Source organism: Singulisphaera chitinilytica, assembly GCF_049331405.1.
GTDB lineage: Bacteria > Planctomycetota > Planctomycetia > Isosphaerales > Isosphaeraceae > PoT.
Map to the genome: position 1 here is coordinate 4,182,891 of NZ_CP186274.1, position 22,830 is coordinate 4,205,720.

General features: G+C 65.0%; 7 protein-coding genes. 2 read left to right on the top strand and 5 right to left on the bottom strand.

Going from position 1 to position 22,830, the window contains the following annotated elements; translation table 11 throughout:
- Positions 1-87 precede the first annotated feature (87 nt).
- On the bottom strand, positions 88-7,605 hold the full coding sequence (locus ACOYYX_RS16755) for an SDR family NAD(P)-dependent oxidoreductase (protein WP_422931056.1): 7,518 nt from the start codon (positions 7,603-7,605) through the stop codon (positions 88-90).
- Between the two features lie 611 nt (positions 7,606-8,216).
- On the opposite strand from ACOYYX_RS16755, the gene ACOYYX_RS16760 reads away from it, so the two are divergent.
- The gene (locus ACOYYX_RS16760) at positions 8,217-12,710 is read left to right on the top strand and encodes an amidohydrolase family protein (protein ID WP_422931057.1); all 4,494 of its coding nucleotides are present in this window, start codon (positions 8,217-8,219) and stop codon (positions 12,708-12,710) included.
- 298 nt (positions 12,711-13,008) lie between these two features.
- On the opposite strand, the gene ACOYYX_RS16765 is transcribed toward ACOYYX_RS16760, so the two are convergent.
- The 4 genes from ACOYYX_RS16765 to ACOYYX_RS16780 all read right to left on the bottom strand — a co-directional run bounded on the left by ACOYYX_RS16765 (position 13,009) and on the right by ACOYYX_RS16780 (position 19,757).
- The gene (locus tag ACOYYX_RS16765; protein ID WP_422931058.1) at positions 13,009-13,479 is read right to left on the bottom strand and encodes a hypothetical protein; all 471 of its coding nucleotides are present in this window, start codon (positions 13,477-13,479) and stop codon (positions 13,009-13,011) included.
- A gap of 606 nt (positions 13,480-14,085) precedes the next feature.
- A complete protein-coding gene (locus ACOYYX_RS16770) occupies positions 14,086-15,768 on the bottom strand; it encodes an ABC transporter permease (protein ID WP_422931059.1) in 1,683 nt (560 codons plus the stop codon).
- Between the two features lie 66 nt (positions 15,769-15,834).
- Positions 15,835-16,764 carry an ATP-binding cassette domain-containing protein gene (locus ACOYYX_RS16775; protein ID WP_422931060.1) on the bottom strand — a complete coding sequence of 310 codons (930 nt, stop codon included), beginning with the start codon at positions 16,762-16,764 and terminating at the stop codon, positions 15,835-15,837.
- Positions 16,765-17,054: 290 nt separating this feature from the next.
- The gene (locus ACOYYX_RS16780; protein WP_422931061.1) at positions 17,055-19,757 is read right to left on the bottom strand and encodes a hypothetical protein; all 2,703 of its coding nucleotides are present in this window, start codon (positions 19,755-19,757) and stop codon (positions 17,055-17,057) included.
- A gap of 212 nt (positions 19,758-19,969) precedes the next feature.
- Here ACOYYX_RS16780 and uvrA point away from each other — a divergent pair, with 212 nt between their 5' ends.
- Positions 19,970-22,807 (top strand): excinuclease ABC subunit UvrA, encoded by a 2,838-nt coding sequence (gene uvrA / locus ACOYYX_RS16785; RefSeq protein WP_422931062.1) that lies wholly within the window; start codon positions 19,970-19,972, stop codon positions 22,805-22,807.
- The last annotated feature ends 23 nt before the right edge of the window (positions 22,808-22,830 follow it).

Below are 22,830 nucleotides of genomic sequence, written 5' to 3' on the forward strand. Positions count from 1 at the left end.
AAGGCGGCGGTCCACATCCCTCTAGAAAGATCGTGATTCGACGACTCTTTCTTCGGGGTTCTCCCTCATCAACGCACGAATTGATCTTCAACGGTGGCCGGCCAGGGCCATCTTGCGGCCGTTGTCGTTTGCAAGGGCCGGTTCGTCATCCATCAAGGAGCCGAGATCGCCGGCGACGATCACCTCCACGTCCCCCTTCTTGCCGAATTGGAGGTCGTCGCCGACCTTCGTCGCCCCTACCTCGGGCGGGATCATGCCGAACCCCTGACGGCCCAGGTGGGCCTCGAGGTCGGAGACCATGCCGACTCCCGACCAGGGGCCCCAGATCACTGACAAGACCCGTGCCGCCCAGCGCCTGTCGAGCCAGAGGGCGAGCTTGTTCAGGATCTCATTCGCCGCCGCGTAATCGGCCTGACCGCGATTGCCGAATCGACCGGCCACGGACGAGAAGAAGACGGCGAACTTGAGCGGGTCGGTTTCGAGCAAGCCGGCGAGGTTCAGAGCCCCCTCGAGCTTCGTCCCGAGCACGCGATCGAACGAGGCCGTCGTCTTATCGCGGAGCAGCTTGTCCTCGATCACCCCCGCTCCATGGATGAGCCCGGCGATCGGGCCGAACTTCTCGCGCCAGGCGGATAGTGTCCGGCCCAGTGCCTCACGGTCGCGGACGTTGACCTGGGCATAGGCGACCTTCGCCCCCGAGGCCTGGAAGCCCTCCAGGTTGGCGCGGATTTCCCGCTCACGTCGGAGTTCCTGATAGGCGCGTTCGAGTTCGGCCGGGCCGATTGTCTTCCCTTGGCTGGAAGCACGGCGATGGAGCGCCGCTTTAAGCTCCGCACCTCCCTCAAACCTGGAGGTGGCCCGATCCTCGACCTCCGACGGCGGCGGGCTCGAGCCGACGATCAGGAGCGTCGGCTTCCAGCGTTTGGCCAGGTCGCCCACCACGGCGGCGGTGATCCCCCGGGCGCCTCCCGTCACGAGGATCGGGGCCCCTTCCGGGAGGATCAAATTCGAGCTTCGGCCTTTCGGCAGTTCAGTTGGGATCGCCTTGAGGACGACCCTCTCCTCATCGCGGTAGCCGACTTCGGAGTGGTGATCGTCCGCGCCGATTTCCTGGTAGAGTCGGGTCGCGAGCGTGGCCTCGTCCTTCTTGGGATCGAGGTCGACCACGCGCACCCGCACATCCTTCGGCCACTCGCGGGCCAGGGTCTTGATCATCCCGGCGATGGCGCCCTGCCCCGGGAAGAAATCGCGATGGTCGTCGACGCTCGCGAAGTCGCCTCCCATGCAGGTCGCGGCGATCAGGCAGGCCCCGCCATTCTCGGCCGAGTGGGCGAGGTCATCGGCGGCCGTCCTCGCCAGGAGGAAGAGGCCCTTGACCTCCGCCTCGATCCGGGCGTTCCATCCCTGGGCGTCGAGGCCGACATCGTTCGCTCGCCGAAGCGGCAAGGCGTGGATGATGCCGGCCAAGGTTCCGCGAGTTCGGATCCGTCCGATTAAGGCCTCGATCGAATCCTCCGAACTGAAGTCGACCATTACCACGCGCCGACCTTGCCGGGAGCCGTTCGAAGACTTCTCACCCAGGATCACGACCGGGTGCCCCTGGGCCTCGAGCTTCTCGGCCAGGCTTAGGGCGATCCCGCGGCCGTCGTCCGTCACGAGGACCAGGCCCGACGGTGCGAGGTTGAGGTCGGAGACCAGGAGATCGAGCGGCGCGGGGGCCGACTCAAGGACGAGTCGGCGAACGTCTTCACGCGACTCGGCCTGGTCGTTTTCTGAGGCTGAATGCGAGCCGTTCCGTTCCGCTCGGGGCGGGGTCAAAACGGCTCGATCAGATTTTGGGGAGGCTTTGCCCCCCATCGCCTTGTTCACGCGCTCGACGATGGCTCCCAGGGTCTTCGCCCTGGAAAGCTGATCCATCAGGTCGACGCCGGATTCGCGAGGGAAGTTCGGCAGGGCGTCTCGCAGCGTCCCGAGGATTTCGACGCGCTTGATCGAATCGATGCCCAGGTCCGCCTCGAGGTCGAGGTTGAGTTGCAACATCTCGGCTGGATAGCCGGTGCGATCCTTCACGATGGCCAGCAGCCTCTCGGCCACGTCGACGGTGGCGGCGGTAGCGGGAGCCGGCGAGGGTGCGGGGGCGGGAGCCGTGGCGGTGGTCGTCCCGTTCCGATAGGTGACCGGCTCAGATGCGGGTGCCTCGATCTTCGGCGACGGGATTGGCGCGACGATCAAGGGCTCCGGGGCGACGACTCGCGGCGGGGCCACGGGTGCCGGTGCGTAGGCTTCGGTCGAGATCGGCGAGGGTTTCGAGACTCGTGGGCGGGGCTCGAAATCCTGGGGCGAAAATCGACCGTTGCCCGGCGCGGGCTCGACGCTGGGCGTCTCCAGCCTCGAGGCTCCGAGGAATCCGAGCATCGTCTCTCGTTGCACTTCCAGGAATGTCTGCATGGTCTTCTGGAAGGCTTCGAACACGCGTGTTACGTCTGATCCAGGTTCGGCCATCTCTTGGTCCATCGGCGCGACGTACAGGTCCGTCGCTGGGGACGAGGCACCGTTCCGCGACGGTGTATCGCATCGACCGTTTGCATATCCATTTTCATGAGACACGCCGTTGGTGTACGGTTCCGTGTCTCTGGGCAAGGCCGCCACGGGCTCGGGGCCGGCGGCGAGAGTTTCGGGCCGGACCTCCGGCTCCGCGTTCGCGACGGGCAACGCCGGCCCGGGGCCGAGCCGGAGCGGCTCGGCCGCGGAAGCGGGCCTCGATCGCGAGCCATTGACGAGCCAGGTCGCCGGCCCGATGACGTCGACCTCGGATTCGCGAACGAATCGGGTCGAGTGGAGCCGCTGGACGTCTCTCCCTTCGGTCAGACGCTCCCAGCGCGGACTGAGCCCCGCCACGAAGAGTCGACCAAGCGTCTGCAAGAGCCCCGCAATACCCGAGCGGCCCGGAGGATCGACGGCGACGGCCAGGTGGGGACGCGTGCCGAGGATCGAGCCGACGAGCGAAGTGAGCGTGCCGCCGGGCCCGACCTCGATGAAAGTCCTCGCCCCATCGGTGTACATCGCCTCGATCATCGCGGCGAATTGCACGGGTTTGACCACATGCGAGCCGAGTTGCGTGGCGATTTCGGACGTGATCTCGCCGTGCGGCCGAGCGTCGACGTTCGAGTAGACCGGGAGCCCCGGAGCACTCTGGATCAGCTTGCCGGCCAGGCTCGTGAGTGGGCTTTGCGCCTCGGCCACCGCGGGCGAATGGAAAGCACAGGCGACGGGGAGCCACTGGGCTCGCATCGCCAAAGCCTTGGCCCGATCGATGGCCATGGCGACCCCCTCGTGAGGCCCGGAGATCACCGTCTGCTTCGGCCCGTTCCAGTTGACGGCGACGACGCCGTCGATACCGTCGAGGATCTCGGCCACCTTCTCGGGGCCGGCCGCCAGGGCTGCCATCGAGCCGGGGTGATTGGCGGCAGCGTCTCTCAGGAAACGGCCGCGTCCTTCCGAAAGCTCGGCGAGCCCCTCGAGCGAGAACGAGCCGGCGGCGTAGAGGGCGACGAGCTCGCCGTAGCTGTGGCCGGCGGTCATGTCGGGAGCCAGGGAGAAGGACTCGAGCAACCGCAGCATGCCGACGCTCGCGGCGGCCAGGGACGGCTGAGCAACCTCGGTCGCGGTCAGAGCCTTCTTCTGCCGATCCCGCTCCTCCTGCGACAACACGGGCGGCGGGAAGACGAGCTCGCCGATCGTCGGCCGATCCAGGCCCTTGAGGGTGGCGTCGACATCCTCGAAGGCCGAGCGGACCTCGGGGAACGCGATCGCCAGGTCATTGAGCATCTCGACCTGCTGTGCACCCTGCCCGGGGAAGAGGAACGCCACTTTCCCAAGCTTGGCGTGGTCCGCAGGTCCGGCGAACTCGACCCCTCGGGGGTCGCGGAACTCCGATTTGCCGGCGGCGATTCCATCGCGAGCGATCGTCAGCTTGGAGCGCAGGTCTTCGAGCGAGTTGGCCACGATCGCGAGCGATGAGCCGGCCTGGCGGACCGACTGGATCAGTGTATAAGCAAGGTCCCGCAGCGCCGGCTGCGCTCCCTGGTCGAGGGCCGATGTCAGGCGGTCGATTGAGGCCGCGATCATCGAAAGCTCGTCACGCCAGACGAATAACTCCGCCGGCCAATCCTGAATTGCCGATTGCGGAGGCAAGGTCGACCGGTCGTAAGCCTCCAGGACCGCGTGGAAGTTCGTGCCGCCGAAGCCGAAGGCGCTCACACCGGCTCTGCGCGGACGATCCTTCTCCGCGTGCAGCCAGGGGCGAGTCTTCGTGCTGATGTAGAGCGGACCATCCGCGAGGTCGGCCTTCGGGTTGAGCCTCTCGACGCCGATGGTGGGTGGCAAGACATTGTGATAAAGGGCGAGCGATGCGTTGATGAGACCTGCCAGGCCCGCAGCGCACTTGGTATGGCCGATCTGAGACTTGACCGACCCCACCGCACAACTCGAGGTCTCGCACCCGGCCTCGCGGAAGACCGTGCTCAGGGAGTTGACCTCCGACAGATCCCCCGCCGCCGTACCCGTGCCGTGGGCCTCGACGTATCCGACCGTGGTCGGCTCGACGCCGGCCTTGGCGTAAGCCCGACGCAAGGCCCGGACCTGCCCCTCGGGTCGAGGAGCCGTCAGGCCCTTCGCCCGGCCGTCGCTCGAGGCTCCCAGCCCCTTGATGACCGCATAGATCTTGTCGCCATCGCGTTCGGCATCGGCCAGTCGCTTGAGGACGACGACAGCGACTCCTTCACTGATGACGATGCCGTCGGCCGAGGCGTCGAAGGGACGGCAACGGCCTCGGGGCGAGAACGCCTGGGTCTTGCTGAACGCCATGTATGTGAACGGATTCTGGACAGTGTCCGCCCCGCCCAGCAGCACCATGTCGGCCGCGCCCGACTCGAGCTCGCGGACCGCCAATGCGGCCGCGGCGAGCGAGGATCCGCAGGCGGCATCGACCGTGTAATTGGCCCCGCCCAGGTCGAAACGGTTCGCCACGCGACCCGCCGCCACGTTCAGGAGGATCCCCGGGAACGAGTCCTCGGTCCACTCGGGGAGCCGACTCCCGCACTGCTCCATCGCCTTCTGGCCGCCGCCAGGGATCACCGTGTCGAGCAGCGGGAGATAGGAGCGGAAGGCATAGCCCATCGAGAGCTGCGCGGCGCCGCCGCCGGCCCCGAGCACGACGGAGGTACGCTCCTTGGGATAGGGGCGATCGCGATAGCCGGCGTCCTCGATGGCCTTGCGGGCCGCCTCGAGCATGAGGAGTTGCATCGGCTCGATCGAGGGGAGGCTCGTCGGCGGCATGCCGTAATAGAGCGGGTCGAAGGGGATCTCGGGGAGGAAACCGCCCCACTTCGAGGTGATCTTGTCCGGCGCCTTGGGATCGACGTCGTAGTAGAGCCGCCAATCCCAGCGATCCTCGGGGACCTCGGTGATGCAATCAACGCCTCGGAGCGTGTTGCCCCAGAAGGTGCGGACGTCGGAGGCCCCCGGCACGATCGCGGACATCCCCACGATCGCGATGTCGGAGGGGGTCTGTAATTCCTCAGCCTCGGGTCTGAGCCGGGCCACGGCGGAATCGAGGCGGCCGATGCTGCCGTCGCAGATCTCTGCGTGGAGCTCGGCGATGGTGGTCACGCGATCCCGCAGGGTCGCCGCCTGCCCGAGCATGTACAGGCCACGCTCGAACTGGTCGGGGCCGGCGACCGGCGCCAGCGGGCTGCCACTCCCCTGGCTCCGATCCATGCCCTTCGCGGCCACGCGGAGCCGGCCGGCGTTGAGGGCCTCGAGGGCCTCGCGGACCTCCTCGGCGGAGGCTCCCGACGCGGTCAACTGCCGGCGTTCCTGCTCGAATCTGTGTGCGAATGGTGTCGGACTCACGCGAACTTCATGTCCGGGGCCGGTCTCGAGCAGGACGGTCCGCTCGCACTGCACGGCTTCGTCCTGGAACTGGCGGACGATCGCGCCGGTGTCGACGGCTTCCTGCGTGAACAGATAGGCCGTGCCGACGAGCACGCCGACGCGAGCCCCTCGAGCCGCGAGCGGCCCGGCGATGGCGGACACCATCGCGGCCGATCGGGAGTCGTGGATCCCGCCAGCGAATAGCACATGGACCTCTTCAGCCTCGCCGCTCCGGTCGAGGAGTTCGAGAACGGAATCGACGACCTGCTCCCAGAGCACAAAGCTCGAGCGCGGACCGACGTGGCCGCCGCATTCGCGGCCTTCGAGGACGAAGCGCCGTGCCCCATCGGCCCAGAATTGTCGCAGCAGCCCGGGGGACGGGATATGGAGGTACGTCTCGATCCCGGCGGCCTCGAGCTCGCGGGCCTGGTCGGGACGCCCGCCGGCGATCAGTGCGAACGGCGGAGGAACCCTGAGGATCTCGGCCATCTGCTCGGATCGGAGTGCCGGGTCAACGAATCCGAGCAGCCCCACACCCCACGCACGCCCTGTAAGACGCTGATTCGCCTCGTCCAGCAGCTTGCGCACCTCGGGGCCACGCATCAGGGCGAGGGCGAGGAAGGGCAAACCGCCGCCAACGGCCACGGCTTCCGCGAAAGGGACCGTATCGCTCACGCGGGTCATCGGCCCCTGCACGATCGGATACTGCGTCCCGTGCGAGGCCGCCAGCGCCGATCCCGAGGCCAGGGGCGCCGTCTCCCAGGCCGATTTCAAGCCTTCCTCGATCGAGCGTTCGACGTGCTGGATGATACCGCCGACAGTCACGTGACGACCCGCGAGCCTGCCGGCGAGTGCCGCATCCTGCCCTACCGGCCACAATTGTCGCGTCCCCCAACCGACCTCAGCCTGGAGGGCAGATCGCCAGGACTCACCACCGGCCTCCGCTGCGGCCTTGAGTCTCGCTAGAGCGGGCAAGCCGGGCGAGGCGTAAACACGGAGCGATTCGCCCTCGCTCGGACGAATGACGACCGTCTCGCCGCCATCCCAGCGAGCCAGACGCTCTCTTACGTCAGCCCTGAGGGGGGACTCGCGAGCCAGCAGCACCGCGCCATCCAGGACGACCCCCGCGGCTCCCCCCGCGACGCAGGCCGCCGCGGAACGCGCGCCGATCCCGCCTCGGACCCAGACCGGCACCGTCGTCTTCTCGAGGACCGCCTGAAGCAGGATCAAGGACGAGTCGTCGCCGACGAACCCGCCTGCCTCATGCCCCGCGACGATCAGAGCCGACACGCCCTCCTCGACCGCTTCGACGGCCAACTGACGGGAGCCAACTTCCGCGACGACCAGGCGGTCCGATTCGGCGGCGACGCTGAGCACAACTCTCCAGTCGACACGTTCCAGATGCCCTCGCGTGACGACCAGCACTTTCGCCGACTCCGGTAAGGACCGGATCCATTCCTTATCGATGTGCTCGGCACCGAGCTTCACGCCGAAAGGTAGGTCGCCGATCAGCCGGCCAACCCTCCGCGCGGCGTCTGCGATACCAATCCGGTTGATTGCGGACCCGCAATCGAGCACGCCGATCGCCCCCGCACGAGAGGCTCCCACGACGATGCCGGGTTCCGGCTGTGCACTCGGGGAGTAAACCAGGATTTGGGGGATCCGTGTCATGAGGTCGCACCAAAGTGGGTAACTTGCGTACGTGCTGTCAAGTTTAGCCACCGAAAGTTGCCAGTCAAAATAGAGCGACTAGATAAGATGGAAAACTTTCGCCCTTGTATGACATGCGTTTGCTCTTGGCAACCAAATCCATCGCACAACACCTTATCGGACAAGAAATTACGGATTTTTATCGGCGTCTCCTCAAGATGATCCCGGTGTTGATAAAAAGCCATTGTGAAAAGCTTTCTCAGATCAACTAGAAATTGATTTTCGATTTCAGATCGTACGACGAGAGTAGTTACGCGGACGGTGTGACCGAGGGGATAATCAACGAGGTGTGAGTCACGGGGAGGGGAGCGGGAGCGAGTCCGTTCGATTTCGGACTCCATTCCTGCAAAGTATGAGCCCAAACCATCTTTGAGCGGACAAGTTTGGGTGGGGTCGTGCCTTGCCGGTATGGGGATGCAGATGATATGAAATCTAGGGACGGAAAGGGATCAGGAGGGCTGCTCGGGTTTCCCACCCGGCCTCGACTCCGAGGACGGCGGCTCGCTGCCTGAAATCGCGAAACCTAAGGCAAATGAACCCAAGGCCTTCCGTGCCTGGGGGAGCCCCAAGTCATGTCGAGTGGCGCCTCACTCCGTCTCAGATCCGTCTGTATTGCCGTGTCGGTGGCCTTGCTGGTCGTCGGCACACCGTGGCTCTCCGCAGACACCCGCACGGGCTATCAGCCGACGGCGTACGCCATCCAGAATGCGAAGATCGTCGCCTCTGTCAAGGAAACGATCGACTCAGGAACGGTCGTCGTCCGCGACGGTAAGGTTGAGGCGGTTGGTCCTGCCGATAAGGTGGCCATTCCCTTCGATGCCGAGGTCATCGATGGTCAAGGATTGACCATCTATCCCGGATTTATCGATCTCTATACCACGGTCGGCCAGACGCCCGGCTCGGTACGATCCAGGACCGGCTCCGGCCGCCCGGTCGATTACAATGATAGTGCGTTGGCTCGAACCCCCTCCGATGACCGCTACGGCCTGACGCCCGAGTTCGAAGTTGCGTCTGCCCTGGAGTTGGGAGACACGCAGGCGGAAGAGCGTCGCAAGCTCGGATTCACCGACCTGGTTTCGGCCCCCGCCGGTGCCATCGTAACCGGCCAGAGCGCCCTCGTAAGCCTGAGTGGATTGCCGCGTCGCGAGGTTATTGTGAGGTCCCCCGTCGGGCTCCACATCAATCTCAAGCCCCCGTTCGAGCCAACCCCGCCCAAAGGTGACGATGACCACGCGGCAGCCAGGGTGCGAAACAGGAATGTCGCACGATATCCGGTGGTCCTGCTCGGTGTGATCGCCCACCTTCGCCAGGCCATGCTCGACGCCGAATATGCGGCCTCGCTGGCCCAGGCTGACGCGCCAGGGGACGAAACCGGGCGCCGCCCCTTCGATCCTTCCTTGAAGGTGCTCCATGCTGCCCGCACCAAGGCGATCTCCACCTGGTGGGAAGCAAACACACGGGATGAGATCCATCGGGCCCTCGATCTGTCCGAAGAGTTCGGGACGACGCCCGTCATCGTCGGCGGTCGCGAGGCCGGCAAAGTGGCGGATCGGCTCAAGGCGCTCGACGTCCCGGTCGTACTGCGGATTGACTTCCCCGACGAGCCCAAAGTCTCTACCGAGGCGGAGTACCGCAAGCGAGAGCCCGCCGAGCGGATCGAACCGTACCAGGTTCTCGTGGACCGCGGCGCCAGGTGGAAGGAGCGAGTCGGCACGGCACAGGTGTTGGCCCAGGCCGGAGTCCGCTTCGCCCTGTCGAGCGACGGGATCACCAAGACGGATCACTTACCGTCGATGCTGCGGAAGCTGATCGCGGCGGGCCTGCCTCGCGAGGCTGCCCTTGCGGCCCTCACGCAGCGAGCCGCGGAGATTGCCGGGGCCTCCAAGTCACTCGGCACCATCGAGGTGGGCAAACTCGGCCATCTCGTCGCCTTCTCCGCACCGCTCGGCGACGAGAATGCCAAGGTGCGGTTCGTCCTCGTCGATGGGTTGAAGTTCGAATTCAACAAGCCCGACGCCTCCAAGAAGTCCGAGAAGTCCGAGACGCCCGCGAAGCCCAAGGAACCCGAGGCCGCCACCAAGGCCGAGACGCCCAAGACGGCCCCCGAGGAGATGAAAGTTAAGGAAAGCAAGGCCGAGGCCAACCCTGCAACGACGACTCCCAAGGCCGCCACGGAGGACGCCAAGCCCAAGGAATCGCCGAAGGGGGACGCCCCTGCCGCTCCCAAAGAAAAGGCCGATGAGCCCAAGGCGAAGGAGGTTCCCAAGGAACCGGCTGCCCCTCCCCCTGCCCGCCCGAAGGCCTCGGAGTCCAAGCCGGACGCGACTCCCAAGCCAGAGGCCGCGAAGTCCAAGGCCGCGACGGCCCCAAATGCCCCCGAGCCCGAAACCACTTCCGCATCGCACGCACCCGACATCGCGACCGAGTTCGACGAGGCGAGAAAGCCGAAGCTCAGGACGCGGGGCAACGTGCTGATCAAGGACGCGACGATCCTGACGGTGACCGAGGAAGGGACGATCTCCAAGGGCTCGATCCTGGTCAAGGACGGCAAGATCGCGAAGATCGGGTCCAACGTCGACGCCCCCAAGGACGTGACGGTGATCAACGCCGCGGGCATGGTCGCCATGCCGGGGATCATCGACTCGCACTCGCACATCGCCGTCCAGGGGAGCGTCAACGAGTGGAGCCTCTCGATCGTCCCCGAGGTCCGCATCAAGGACGTGATCACGGGTGATGACGTCTCGATCTATCGGGCGCTAGCCGGCGGGACGACGACCGCCAGAATCCTCCATGGCTCGGCCGACGCCATCGGCGGGCAGGACGCCGTCATCAAGCTCAAGTACGGGCTCCCGGGTCGAGACCTGATCATCAAGGATGCGCCCCAGGGGGTGAAGTTTGCGCTTGGCGAGAACGTGACGCGCAACCCCGGCCGGTTCCCCAATAGCCGCATGGGAGTCGAGTCGACGCTCGAGCGGGCCTTCCAGGAGGCGCGTGCCTATCAGGTACTGGCCAGGAACCACGCCGCGGCCCAGGCGAAGGGACTCAACCCCGCCCCCTTCCGACGCGACCTGCGACTCGAGGCCATCGCCAGGATCCTCGAGGGCTCCATCAAGATCCATTCCCACTGCTACCGGAGCGACGAGATCCTGATGCTGCTCCGGGTGGCCTCGCGGCATGGCGTCCGGGTCCAGTCGCTCCAGCATGCCCTGGAAGGGTACAAGGTCGCCGCCGAGATCGCTGCGCACGGGGCGAGCGCCTCCACCTTCTCCGACTGGTGGGCGTACAAAATCGAGGCCTTCGATGCGATCCCCTACAATGCAGCGCTGCTCACCGAGGCCGGCGCCTCGGTCTGCATCAAGAGTGACAGCGACGAGCTCATCCGCCACCTGAATCTCGAAGCGGCCAAGATGGTCAAGTACGGCGGCGTGACCGAGGCCCAGGCCCTCGCAATGATCACGCTCAACCCGGCCAAAGAGCTCGGGCTCCAGGACCGGATCGGCTCGCTCGCCGTCGGGAAAGACGCCGATATCTCGCTCTTCAATCGCCACCCCTTCGACGCCTTCGCCCGCTGCGAGATGGCGATCATCGACGGCGAGGTCGCCTTCCAGCGCAAGCAGGCGAACGGCTCGAACCCGGCGAACTCGGGCGAGCATTCCGAGATGCCCGGCCCGAGCCACGCGCTCAAGGGTCGGAGCGTCGAGATCCTGCCGAATGCGAAAGGCGTCTACGCGCTCACCGGCGCGAGGCTCCACCCCGTCAGCTCGCCCGACATTAATGAGGGGACACTCGTCATCATCGACGGGAAAATCACGGCCATCGGCGGCCCGCAGACGCCGGTCCCCGCCGGGGCCCAGACGATCGACATGCAAGGGTTCGACGTCTGGCCGGGGCTCATCGACTCAGGGACGAGGCTCGCCCTCTTCGAGGTCGGGAGCCTGCCGGAAACGCAGGACGACTCCGACTCCGCCCAGTTCGAGCCCGAGTTGAGGACGAGCTCGGCACTTCACCCCGATAGCGAGTTGATCCCGGTGACGCGGGCCAACGGCGTCCTCACCGCTTACGTCCAGCCGGCCGGAGGCCTGATCTCGGGCCAGGGATGTGCCATCAACCTCGATGGGTGGGTCCCGCGCGAGATGACCATCTCCGACCCGCTCGCCCTGCATGTGTCCATCCCCGCATATATCCCGCCGCCGGCGGAAGGCTCCAATCCGCGGGGCGACGGGCCCGATCCTCGCCAGAAGCGCAAGGAACAGCTCGAGTCGATCCGCGAGGAGTTTCGACGTGCCCTGCGATACGACAAGGTCGTCACCGAGGCGACCGCCAGAGGGGTCGAGCCGCCGATCCCAGATGCCCGACTCGCGGCCCTGGTCCCTTACGCGAAGGGGCTGAAGCCGGTCATTTTCCGCGCCGAGCACCGTGCCGAGATCCTGGATGCGCTCAAGATCGCGTCGGACCTGAAGCTGAAGGCAGTCATCTCGGGGGCTGCCGAGGCCTGGAAGGTTGTCGATGCCCTCAAGACGGCCAAGGTGCCGGTCCTGGTGGGGGGGACGCTTCAGCTTCCGTCGGAGTCGACCGACCCGTATGATTCCCCCTACGCGAACCCGGCCCGACTCCACGAGGCTGGCATCCCGTTCGCGATCCGATCCAATCCGAGGGGCCCCGAGCAGGCGACGGCGTCGAGGAACCTACCCTACGAGGCGGCGACCGCCGTGGCGTTCGGCCTGCCCGAATCCGAGGCGCTCAAGGCGATCACCCTGAACGCCGCCCAGATTCTCGGCATCGCAGATCAGGTCGGCTCACTCGAGGTCGGCAAGCGAGCAAATCTGGTCATCTCGGCCGGGAATATCCTCCAACCGACGACCGAGGTGAAGGCCGTCTTCATCAATGGCAGGCCAGTCGATACGAAGAGTCGACATACTCGGCTTTACGAGAAGTATCGCAAGCGGCTCGAAGAGATCCGCTCGGGCCAGGCCCCTCTCGGCATCGACCTGGGCCCGGCCACGCCTCTGCCTCCTGCGGCCTCGCCGAGCAAGCCCGAAGCGGCCGAAGGCAACAACCAGCGGTAATGCTGGGTCGACAAGACCAAGAGTCGCTATTTGCGGACGCAGCTCGGCTCGCGGATGGATCGAAGTCTACCGATTGATCGGTGCTCTTTCGCCCGGGTTCACATCGCTACGTTGGAGAGGCCAACGGCGACTCGAAGGCAACTCGGCTTTTGAACGTAGTGTCGTCGGCAATTGCCTTGCGACGGGTTCGGACGGACTTCAAAACGTGTCCGGATGCTGCGAGAGAATGAGTCGAGATATGATACGCTGAGTCGCGTGCGATCCAGAGCGTGTCGACGACCGTCGCGGGTGGCGGGACTCACGAGGCCATGGTCGAGACGCGCGGACGACGAATGTTCCCGCGATGGGCCGACTCCTGCTCTACTTCGCTCTTCTCGGGCTGGCGGGGTGCCGCACAGTTGGCCGAGATGCTCTTGATCACCGGGGCGATCTGTTCGCGATGATCCGAGACGCTGAGGTAGTCGGCAACCCCGAGGCGGAAGAGATCGATGGCTTCTTCGGACTTGTATGAGTCGCTGACGGCGATGAACACGAGATTCATCTGCTGGGAGGTGACTTCGCGGATCATTCGGCCGAGCTGGGACTTCTCGATCCCCGAGTTGAGGTGGGCGACCACGACCTGATGGTTCCCTTGGCTGACCGCCATGAACGCACGTTCGAGGCCCTCGGCGACCTGCAGTTCCACGCCGCCAAGCATATTCAACTCGTCGCGAATCCGACCGGTAAGAGAGCTATCCCGGCTGATTACGAGGACATGGGTCGCGTTCATACTTCCTGCTCCCCCGAGTCCTTGGCTGATGGATCGAGGATCGCTCTTTGGCACGATCCACCTTCTCTCTTGAAACGCCGCTTACTAATACTTAACACGTCGCCATGATTCTTCCATGGCAAAGGACCAATAAATCGGAAAATTCCTGACCCACGTCGATTTGGGTGAACGAATCGAAAAAGCCTGAAATTCTGTTCTTGAATGACCAGTAAACGGCCTACGGAAGGGTTTGCCGTTCCTACGTAAACCTTTTTTCGTTGTGACGCGGAATTTCGGGATCTTTCGGTCGAAATTCCGTCAGCGATTCATTTACGCTTTTATTCAAAGATGTTGGCGAAGCTGAAGACCGAGCCCGCTCTTGGTTCGACAAATCGGGATTAAAGACTCCTGCTGGCAAGCACTTTAGCTTGCACTCACTCATCAAATCTCGCCAGATAATCCTGGGCAGGCGTGAGAATATGCGAGGTAGCAGCCAACATAGGCAAACGAACCAGGGGATGCGTGTAGAGGAGCCAGCGTCGTCGCTGACCGACTACGATAAGAATTTCGAGGTCCGGAATTGGTCGGTGTCAAAGATCATCAGGCATCGTTCGCCATCCTGATGCTTTAGCCGAGGCCGCCAGCCCTCCACCAGCGCCAACGGAAGACGAGGTACGTCACCCCGTACAGCACGAGGCAAAGGGGCGGGTACATCATCAGGAAGATCGCCCAGACCGGCAGGTCAACATTGGGAGCGATGTGCACGAGAACCTGCTCGGGGACGACCACATGGTCAGTCGCGAACGTGTTGTTCTGCGTCGGCGCCATTGGGATGCTGAAGGCCGCCGAGAACGGGCTCGTGACCGTGAACGCCGCAAGACGTTCTTCGGAGATCGAGACGAATCCCTGCAAGTAATATCGGATTCCCACCGGGAAAACGAAGAGGATGAGCAGTGTCATGTAAGTGAGGACGATGGCGACGGTCGTCCGACGCGACAATGCCGAGCACAAGAGGCCGATCGTCGAGGTCGCCAGGCAGGTCGTCGCGATGATGAGCAGGAAGACGATGAGGGTCCAGTAGCGCCCGCGCAGTTCCTCGATGAGGACGTACGCCAGGAGCAACTGCTCGACGAGCAAGAAGGTCAGAACCGTCGAGACCCGGAGCGCCGCCAGGAGCTTGGCGAACAGGATCTGCCCGGGGCGTAGGAGTGTCGTGAGCAGGAGGGCCAGGGTCTGACGTTCGCGTTCCTGGGTGATGCTACCGGCCGAGAAGACCGGGCCGACCAGCAGGTTGAACGTGACCACGTAGCCGACGTAATACCCCGCGCGGTCGGATCGGAGGAAGAGGAGCGCCGCCATCAGGGGGATGGAGAGGAGCATGCTGACCTGGATCACGACCCGCAGCATCAGGGTCCCCTGGCTGAAGATCTCGCTCCTCAACTCCTTGTCGAGGACGGGGTTGGTGCCGTCGGGCATCAGGTCGGTGCGTTTGGCCGGGGCGAAGAGCTTGTCGGGGTAGAGGTCGCGATCGATGACGACGCCAATGGCGTACTTCATCTCCTCTTCCTCGTCGACCACGTCCTTGCCCTCGCTGCCGACGTCGGGCGGCTTGAGCAGGCGCCTGATGATCACGAGGGCGACGACCGACCAGATTGCCAGGCACCACGGCGGCAGGATCGAGATCGTCATGAACGTGACGAACTCGCGTGCGCGGGCCTCCGACGTATCCGTCCAGGTCAGGACGATGCAGAGCACGGCGAGGGGCAGGATGACGAGGTAGCTCACCATCAAGGCCGAGCTCGTCCTCCGAAAGAAGCTCGAGCAGGCCACGCTCAAGAGGCCGAATGTCCCCGCCGCCAGGATGAGGACGAGGTACGCCCGCGCGATCTCGGACAGCAAGATCCCGCCCAGCAGGAAGCAGAGGATCATCAGCGGGAGGCTGGAAAGGATCAACACCACGAGATAGCTTAGCGAGCTGAGTAGTTTGCCGATCAGGATCGTCGCAGGTCGCAAGGGGCTCGCGAGCAGCATCTCATACGTCTTGCGTTCCTTCTCGCCGGTGATGCTGCCGGCCGCGAAGGTGGGGGCGACCAGCGCGACGAGGAAGAACTGGCCCAGGAAGAAGAGCTTGAAGAGTCGACGCGCCACGCCCGAGCCGACCTGCCGGACCCCCTCCACCTCGGGAGGCCAGTAGAAGTAGACCACCGCGCTCAGGAGCGAGACGTAGGCGAGCTGGAGCAGGAACGCCCGGGATGAGCGGAGGTTGACCAGCAGCTCTCGAGTCAGGACCGGATTGTCGCGCAGGAGCATCGGCGTTGGGTTCCCCGGGGATTCGAGCTGCGTTCGAAGCAACCTGGTTGGCGATCCCGACCGGACTTAGTTGACGATCCCCTTCGTGATCATCATGAACACTTCTTCAAGGCTCAGCGGTTCCTCGGAGAACGACTGCACGCCGATCCCCTCGCCGATCAGGCGGCCCAGGAGCCGGGCCATGTCCTCGTCCTGGCCTTCGAACTCGGCGGTCAGGGTGTGGTCGAACGACTCGATCGTGCGGACGCTCGAATCGTCGCGCAGGATCGCCTCGGCCCGCTTGATCGTGTCGTCCATCACGTTCACGCGGAGGACGCGATGGGACCGGAGCTGCCTCGTGATCTGCTGGATGCTCCCCGCCGCCAGTAGCTTCCCGCGCTCGATGATGCCGATCGAGGTGCAGAAGTCGGCGAGCTCCGAGAGGATGTGGCTCGAGACAAGGATCGTCTTCCCCATGCCCCGGAGCTCGTTGAGGAGCGCCTTCATTTCCAGGCGGGCGCGGGGGTCGAGGCCCGAAGCCGGCTCGTCCAGGATCAGGACGGGCGGGTCGTGCACGAGGGTCTTGGCCAGGCAAAGGCGCTGCTTCATGCCCTTGGAGAGGCCGTTGACGTAGTCGTCGCGTTTGTGCGTCAGGTCGAGGAGCTCGAGTACCTCGCCGATGATCTTCTTCCGGTAGGTGTACGGGATCTCGTATGCCACGGCGAAGAAGTCGAGGAACTCCCAGACTTTCATGCCGTCGTAAACGCCGAAGTCGTCGGGCATGAAACCGATGACGCGGCGGACGGCCATCGGGTCGTCGACCACCGAATGCCCCGCCACGCGGCCTTCGCCCGAGGTCGGACGCAGGAGGGTCGCCAGGAACCGGATCGTCGTGCTCTTGCCCGCGCCGTTAGGCCCGATGAAGCCGAAGACCTCCCCCTTCCCGATCGTGAAGCTCAGGTCGTCGACGGCGACGAAGTCGCCATAGCGTTTGGTGAAGTTGATGACTTCGATCATATCCGAACCGTCTCCTCGAGCGGTTTTCGATCGGGTGGCGCAATCCAGGGCACGGGCTCGACCGCGACGTCAACTCGACACGACGAAATCCATCGCTCCGAGGCAGACTCGAGGCTTTCCCCGGCCGACCAAGACGCGGCTCCGAGCCTGGGCGTCGGGGGCGGGCGATCGGCCCGAGGCCGTGATATCGTCAGTCATTCATGAATCATCTTCAACAAACATCTGGCGAAAATTCGTTTGATGAAACCTCTCGACCCGAAAGAATCGATACCGTGGCGCGATCGTCGCCCCTATCGGGCCACGCGTCGAGGCGACGGGGGGATCACCCCCGCCCTGTCCGGCAGGCCCGGCGTGACGGGCTTGGCCCCAGGGGTGTTCGTCGTGCTCGCGGGACCGCCCATCGACGCTCCCGGCATGACCCCCATCACGCCAGCCGCCCCGTTCGCATTCGAGGGCTCGACCACCGGCGGGACGGTCTTCATCGCGTGTGCCATGTCCCGCACCATGAAATTGAAGCGAGGGCCATCGGGCGCGGGGGGCGGGCCATTCTTGAGGTGGACCAGGACCACGGAGACCCCTCGCTGGCGATCGACCGCGGGCTCGATCTTCTGCCCGCCCCAGGTCGTCGTGCACCAGGCGACGAGGCGGAGTTCGCCCGTATTCTCGGGCCGGTCCTCGTAATATTCGCGTAGGGCCTCGATCACGGATTTGGGGTTAGGCTGGAGTTTCTCGAACGGATCTTTCTCGGGCCCAGGGACGGCCTTCGCCTCGACCTGAGCCCCGGGGCCGATCGTGCCGAGGTACGTCTCCTTCCGCTTGTCGGGATGCCCCACGTCGATCAGGACGGCGTCGCGCAACTCGAGGTCGGTCCCGTTGACGATCTTCGGCGGGCTCTGGCTCGTGTCGAGCGTGATCGACCCCGGGAGGTTCACCATCTGCTCGGCCCGGAAGAGGGACAAGCTTCGGGGCTGGACCTGGAGCCCTTCCAGCGTCGGCACGGGCTGAGAGTGCCAGCGCGAGGTGGCGACGTCCTCGCCGCGGAGCGACCGACCGTTGTCCTGCGGCAAGGCCAGTGCGGACGGATCGTTCGGATAAGAGATGTCGAACTGAACTCGGCCCGTGGTGTAGAGCGAGGCGAAGCGGCTCAGGTGGGCCCGAGGGTATCCCCCTTGCATTTCGAGGACGTTGATCTCGTCGCAGGCCGCGTCGTAGCCGACGTCATACGCCGCCGCCCGCTCGACCCCGATCGCGAACCCGAGGGCCAGCGTCGGCACGACCACCCATGCCCATTCGCGTCGCCTGAGCAAGTATCGACAAACAAGGTAATTCAATGGGACGAGCGCGAGCACGTAGGCCAGGATCACCTTGAGGACGAACTTCGAGCTCGGCACCGTGATGCCCGAGGCCTCCTCGAGGATGTCCCGGCTCAGCCGGGGCAAGGCCGAAGAATCGACCCATTCGCTCACCGCCGAGTTCTGCGTGATGATGGGGTTGCTCGAAGGTTCGCCCGGCGAAGGCGGCAGCGTGGCCGTCGGGCCCGAGTTCGGCGAAAGGGGCTGATACTCCGCATTGAGCCGAGGGAGCGAGGCGCCGAGGTCTCGGCTGGCGTAGCGGAACCACGAGAGGTCGGGCCCCGCCAGGGGCAAGAAACCCGGCGGCCTATACTCCCCGCCGCTCCAGCCTCCCATCCCGCCCGGATTATCCTCGGGACGTCGGAGCACCACCCGACGCACCAGGGTGTCGAGCCCCGTCCAGGCGCTGAGCGCGGGATCGGTGAGGTTGACGCTGAGCATGAGGATCCGCCCGCGGCCGACTCGCTGCTCGACCCCCAGCAGATGCGGGCTCCCCTCGCCGAGGGGGATGACCGACGCCCCGGCACGGGGTTTGAGCCCGGCGCAGAAGAGGGGCCGATTGCTCCCCGGTCGGATCGGCTCGGGGGCCTTGTAGACGAACCCCAGGAAGGTCTTGGTGCGATCCTCGGGGTTGGGTATCGGGTTCACATCCTCACGCTCGGCCGAGGTGACGACCGGAGGATATGTGTTCGAGAGCGGGACGAGATCCTTCTCCGCCAGCGTGGCGTTTTCCCCCGAGAGATCGGCCGGCAGGTAGGGCCCGAGGAAGCTGTCCTTGAGCGCGGCGAAGGAGGGCTGGGCGCCTCCGACCAGGGTCAGTTGCCCGCCCCACTGGAGCCAGTCGAGCAGGGCCTGCTGCTGCTGTGGCTGGAGCTTCTCGGGGGCCATCCCGTCCCAGATCACGTGGCTCATGGTCGACCACGTCAGCGGGTGGGATGAGACAGGGAGGTGCTCCAGGTCGAGGGGCAGGACGAGTCGATAGTAGCGAAGCCGCTCGAGCGACTGGGTGTCCGTGCGATCGGTCGCCATGGGCATCAGCGCATGCAGTTGGTTCCAGCGGGCGTAGGGATCGTTCGGATCCCTGGTCAGCACGAGGACGAGCATCTGGTGCGGCTCAAGAGTCCTCAGGCTCGCCTGCCAGATCTCGTCGGGGCGGACGGCCTCCCCCTTGAGGAGCTCGACGTTCATCTCCTTGGGAATCCTCGGGAGCATGAACTGCATACTCAGCCGGGCTCGCTGCTCCTTGATGAGGCGGGCGTCGCGGGTATAGACCACCTCCTGAGGGGCGTCGAGCGCGGTGCCCCCTTCTCGAGGCATGCCGAGGAGTCGAACCGGAGACGTCCTGAGGAAGCCTTCATAGTCGTCGTAGTTGGCCCGCATCTCGAGGGAGAGGGTGCTCCAGTGGTTCGCCTTCATGTATGGCAAGATGTCGAACGGAGCCACCTGAGAGCGGAAGAACTCGATCGGTGGTTTCGACTTATCTTTGTCGATCTTTTGTTTCACGCTCTCGGGATCGGTCAAGATCTTGAGACGATCCTCGGTGACCGGATCCTGGCCGCGGACCGCGGGCCCCAGCACGACGAGGGCGGCGACCAGGAGGGCCGGGACGCGAGATCGGAACTGCGCAGCTATCTGTTTCACGAGGGGGTGCCCCGACACTCGAGAGACCCTTCGAAGGAGGGTCCCGAACGCATTCGGTGAGCCGGACGGCCGAGACGGGATTGAGTGTAACCCGAACGATCTAGGTTCGGAAGTGGCCGTCGCCTGGCTTGCGAGCGTTTCCGGCGAGACAGTAGGCTGTCCTTTTTGCAAGGGGAGGTTAGCAACCTCCTTCGATTGTCGGAGGATCGTGGATGACGGCTGGGTCACCAGGGAATTTTCGGCTCCCTCCGGATTTTCCCGCGATTCGCGTTCGAGGCGCTCGGGTCCATAACCTCCGCGACGTCGATGTTGATATTCCGCACAATCAGCTCGTGGTCCTGACCGGGGTCAGCGGCTCGGGCAAGAGTTCTCTGGCGTTCGACACCCTCTACGCCGAGGGCCGACGGCGATACATCGAGAGCCTCTCCAGCTACGCGAGGCAGTTCCTCGATCAACTCGAGCGACCCGACCTCGACCTGATCGAGGGCCTGCCCCCGACGGTGGCGATCGACCAGCGTGCGGGGATGGCGAACCCGAGGAGCACGGTCGCAACGATCACCGAGATCCACGACTATCTCCGCGTCCTCTACGCCAGGGTCGGCGACGCCCATTGCCCCAAATGCGGGCATCCCTTCCGCCGCCAGACCCCCGAACAGATCGTGACCGGGGTCCTGTCGCTCGCCGAAGGCCGCAAGGTCTTGATCCTGTCCCCCCTGGTCAGAGGTAGGAAGGGGACGCATCTCGACGTCTTCGACACGATCAGGCGGGCGGGCCTGATCCGCGTCCGCGTCGACGGCCAAGTGACCGAGCTCACGGATCCGCCGCCGAAATTGGCGAAGACCAAGGCGCACGACATCGAGGCCGTGGTCGATCGCCTGGTCGTGCGCGAGGGGATCCGGCCTCGGCTCGCGGAAAGCATTGATCTGGCCCTGAAGCTCTCAGGGGGGACGGTCATCATCTCGGCCCAGTCGGGGGAGGTTTGGGAAGACCAGACGTTGAGCATCCACTTCGCATGCCCGTCCTGCGGCTCCAGCTTCCAGGAACTCGAACCGAGGACTTTCAGCTTCAACAGCCCGCAAGGGGCCTGCCCGACCTGCGACGGCCTGGGCACCGTTTCGGCCTTCGACCCCGACCTCGTCATCCCCGACCGCTCGAAGTCATTGTCCGAAGGGGCCATCGCCCCCTGGAATCTCGGAAAGCCGGCGGCAAAGGCGCTGACCGGGCGAGTCGATCGACTCGGCCCCTTACTGAAACGCCATAAGCTTTCGCCGACCTCCGCCCTGAAGTCGTGGAGCGCCAAGGCGATTCGCCTGTTGCTCGAAGGGGAACCCGAGCATGAGTTCACCGGGCTCCTCGCCGAACTCGAGGCGGAGTGGAAAGACCTGAAGTCCGAGGCGCAGCGAACGGCCTGGGAAGCCTTCCGGGACGAAACCCCCTGCTCCGACTGCGGCGGCGCTCGGCTGAACGCCCAGGCCCGCTTCGTGACCGTGGCCGGGCTTGGGATTCATGAGGTCTCGAGCCTGCCTGTCTCAGACTCGCTCGGTTTCTTCCAGTCGCTCCAGTTCGCACCGCCACGCGACCAGATCGGCGGGCCGCTCGTGCTCGAGATCAGGAGGCGGCTCGAATTCCTCGAGAAGGTCGGGCTGGGCTACCTCACCCTGGCGAGGCCCTCCGATACCCTCTCCGGCGGCGAGTTGCAGCGTGTGCGGCTGGCCTCGCAAATCGGCTCGGGGCTAGTCGGCGTCTGCTACATCCTGGATGAGCCAACCGCGGGCCTGCACCCTCGAGACACCGAGCGCTTGCTCGACAGCCTCCGCACGCTCCGGGATCAGGGGAACAGCGTCGTCGTGGTCGAGCACGACGAGGCCACGATCCGCGCCGCGGACTGGCTCATTGATATCGGTCCAGGCGCCGGACCCGACGGCGGTAGGATCACGGCGGTCGGTCGTCCCGATGGTCTCCACGACTCGGGGGAATCGGCGACGGCTCGCTACCTCACGCACCCGGAAGATACCCTACCCGCCGATTCGGGGCGACTCGCTCGCTCGCCGGGCTGGCTCAAGATCGTTGGAGCGTCGGAGCGGAACCTCAAAACGGTGAACGCTCAGTTCCCGGTCGGATGCCTCACTAGCGTCTCGGGCGTCAGCGGATCTGGTAAGAGCACACTGATCCTCGAGATCCTCGCTCGATCGGCCCGGCGAGCCCTCCGCGACGCGGGGCCTCGCCCCGGCGCCTGCGCGAGAATCGAAGGGCTGGACTCCTTCGATCAGTTGGTCGAGATCGACCAGGCACCCATCGGCCGGGGACCGCGATCCACTCCGGCGACGTATACGGGGGTCTTCGACGAGATTCGCAAGGTCTTCGCTCGTACTCGTGAAGCGAAGCTGCGGGGGTACTCGGCCCGGCGGTTCAGCTTCAACGCCAAGGAGGGACGCTGCGAGAAGTGTGAAGGCCAGGGGATGCTCAAGGTCGCGATGAACTTCCTGCCCGACCTTTACGTCGTCTGTGAAGCCTGCCGTGGCCTACGTTACAACCGGCCGACCCTGGACGTAAGATTCAAAGGGAAGTCGATCGGCGACGTCCTGATGATGCGTGTTGACGAGGCCCGCGAGTTCTTCGACTCCCAGCCCAGGGTCTATCGAACGCTCGAGGCTCTCCACGAAGCGGGATTGGGCTATCTGACCCTCGGCCAGTCGAGCACGACGCTCTCCGGCGGCGAGGCCCAGCGCGTGAAGCTGGCCACCGAGCTGGCAAAGATGGCCACTGGCCGGACACTCTATATTCTGGACGAGCCGACGACGGGGCTCCACTTCGCCGACGTTGATCGCCTGCTGGCGGTCCTTCAACGGCTGGCCGACCTCGGGAACACACTCGTCGTGATCGAGCACAACCTCGAAGTCATCCGATCGGCCGACTGGGTCGTCGACCTCGGGCCCGATGGCGGAGATGCTGGCGGCCAGGTCCTCGCTCAGGGGCCGCCGAGCGCCATCGTGAAGGTCGAGGCCAGCGCCACCGGCGCTTACCTTCGACCTGCATCAGACGCTCGTTGAGCACGACAATCAACGAGGCCGAG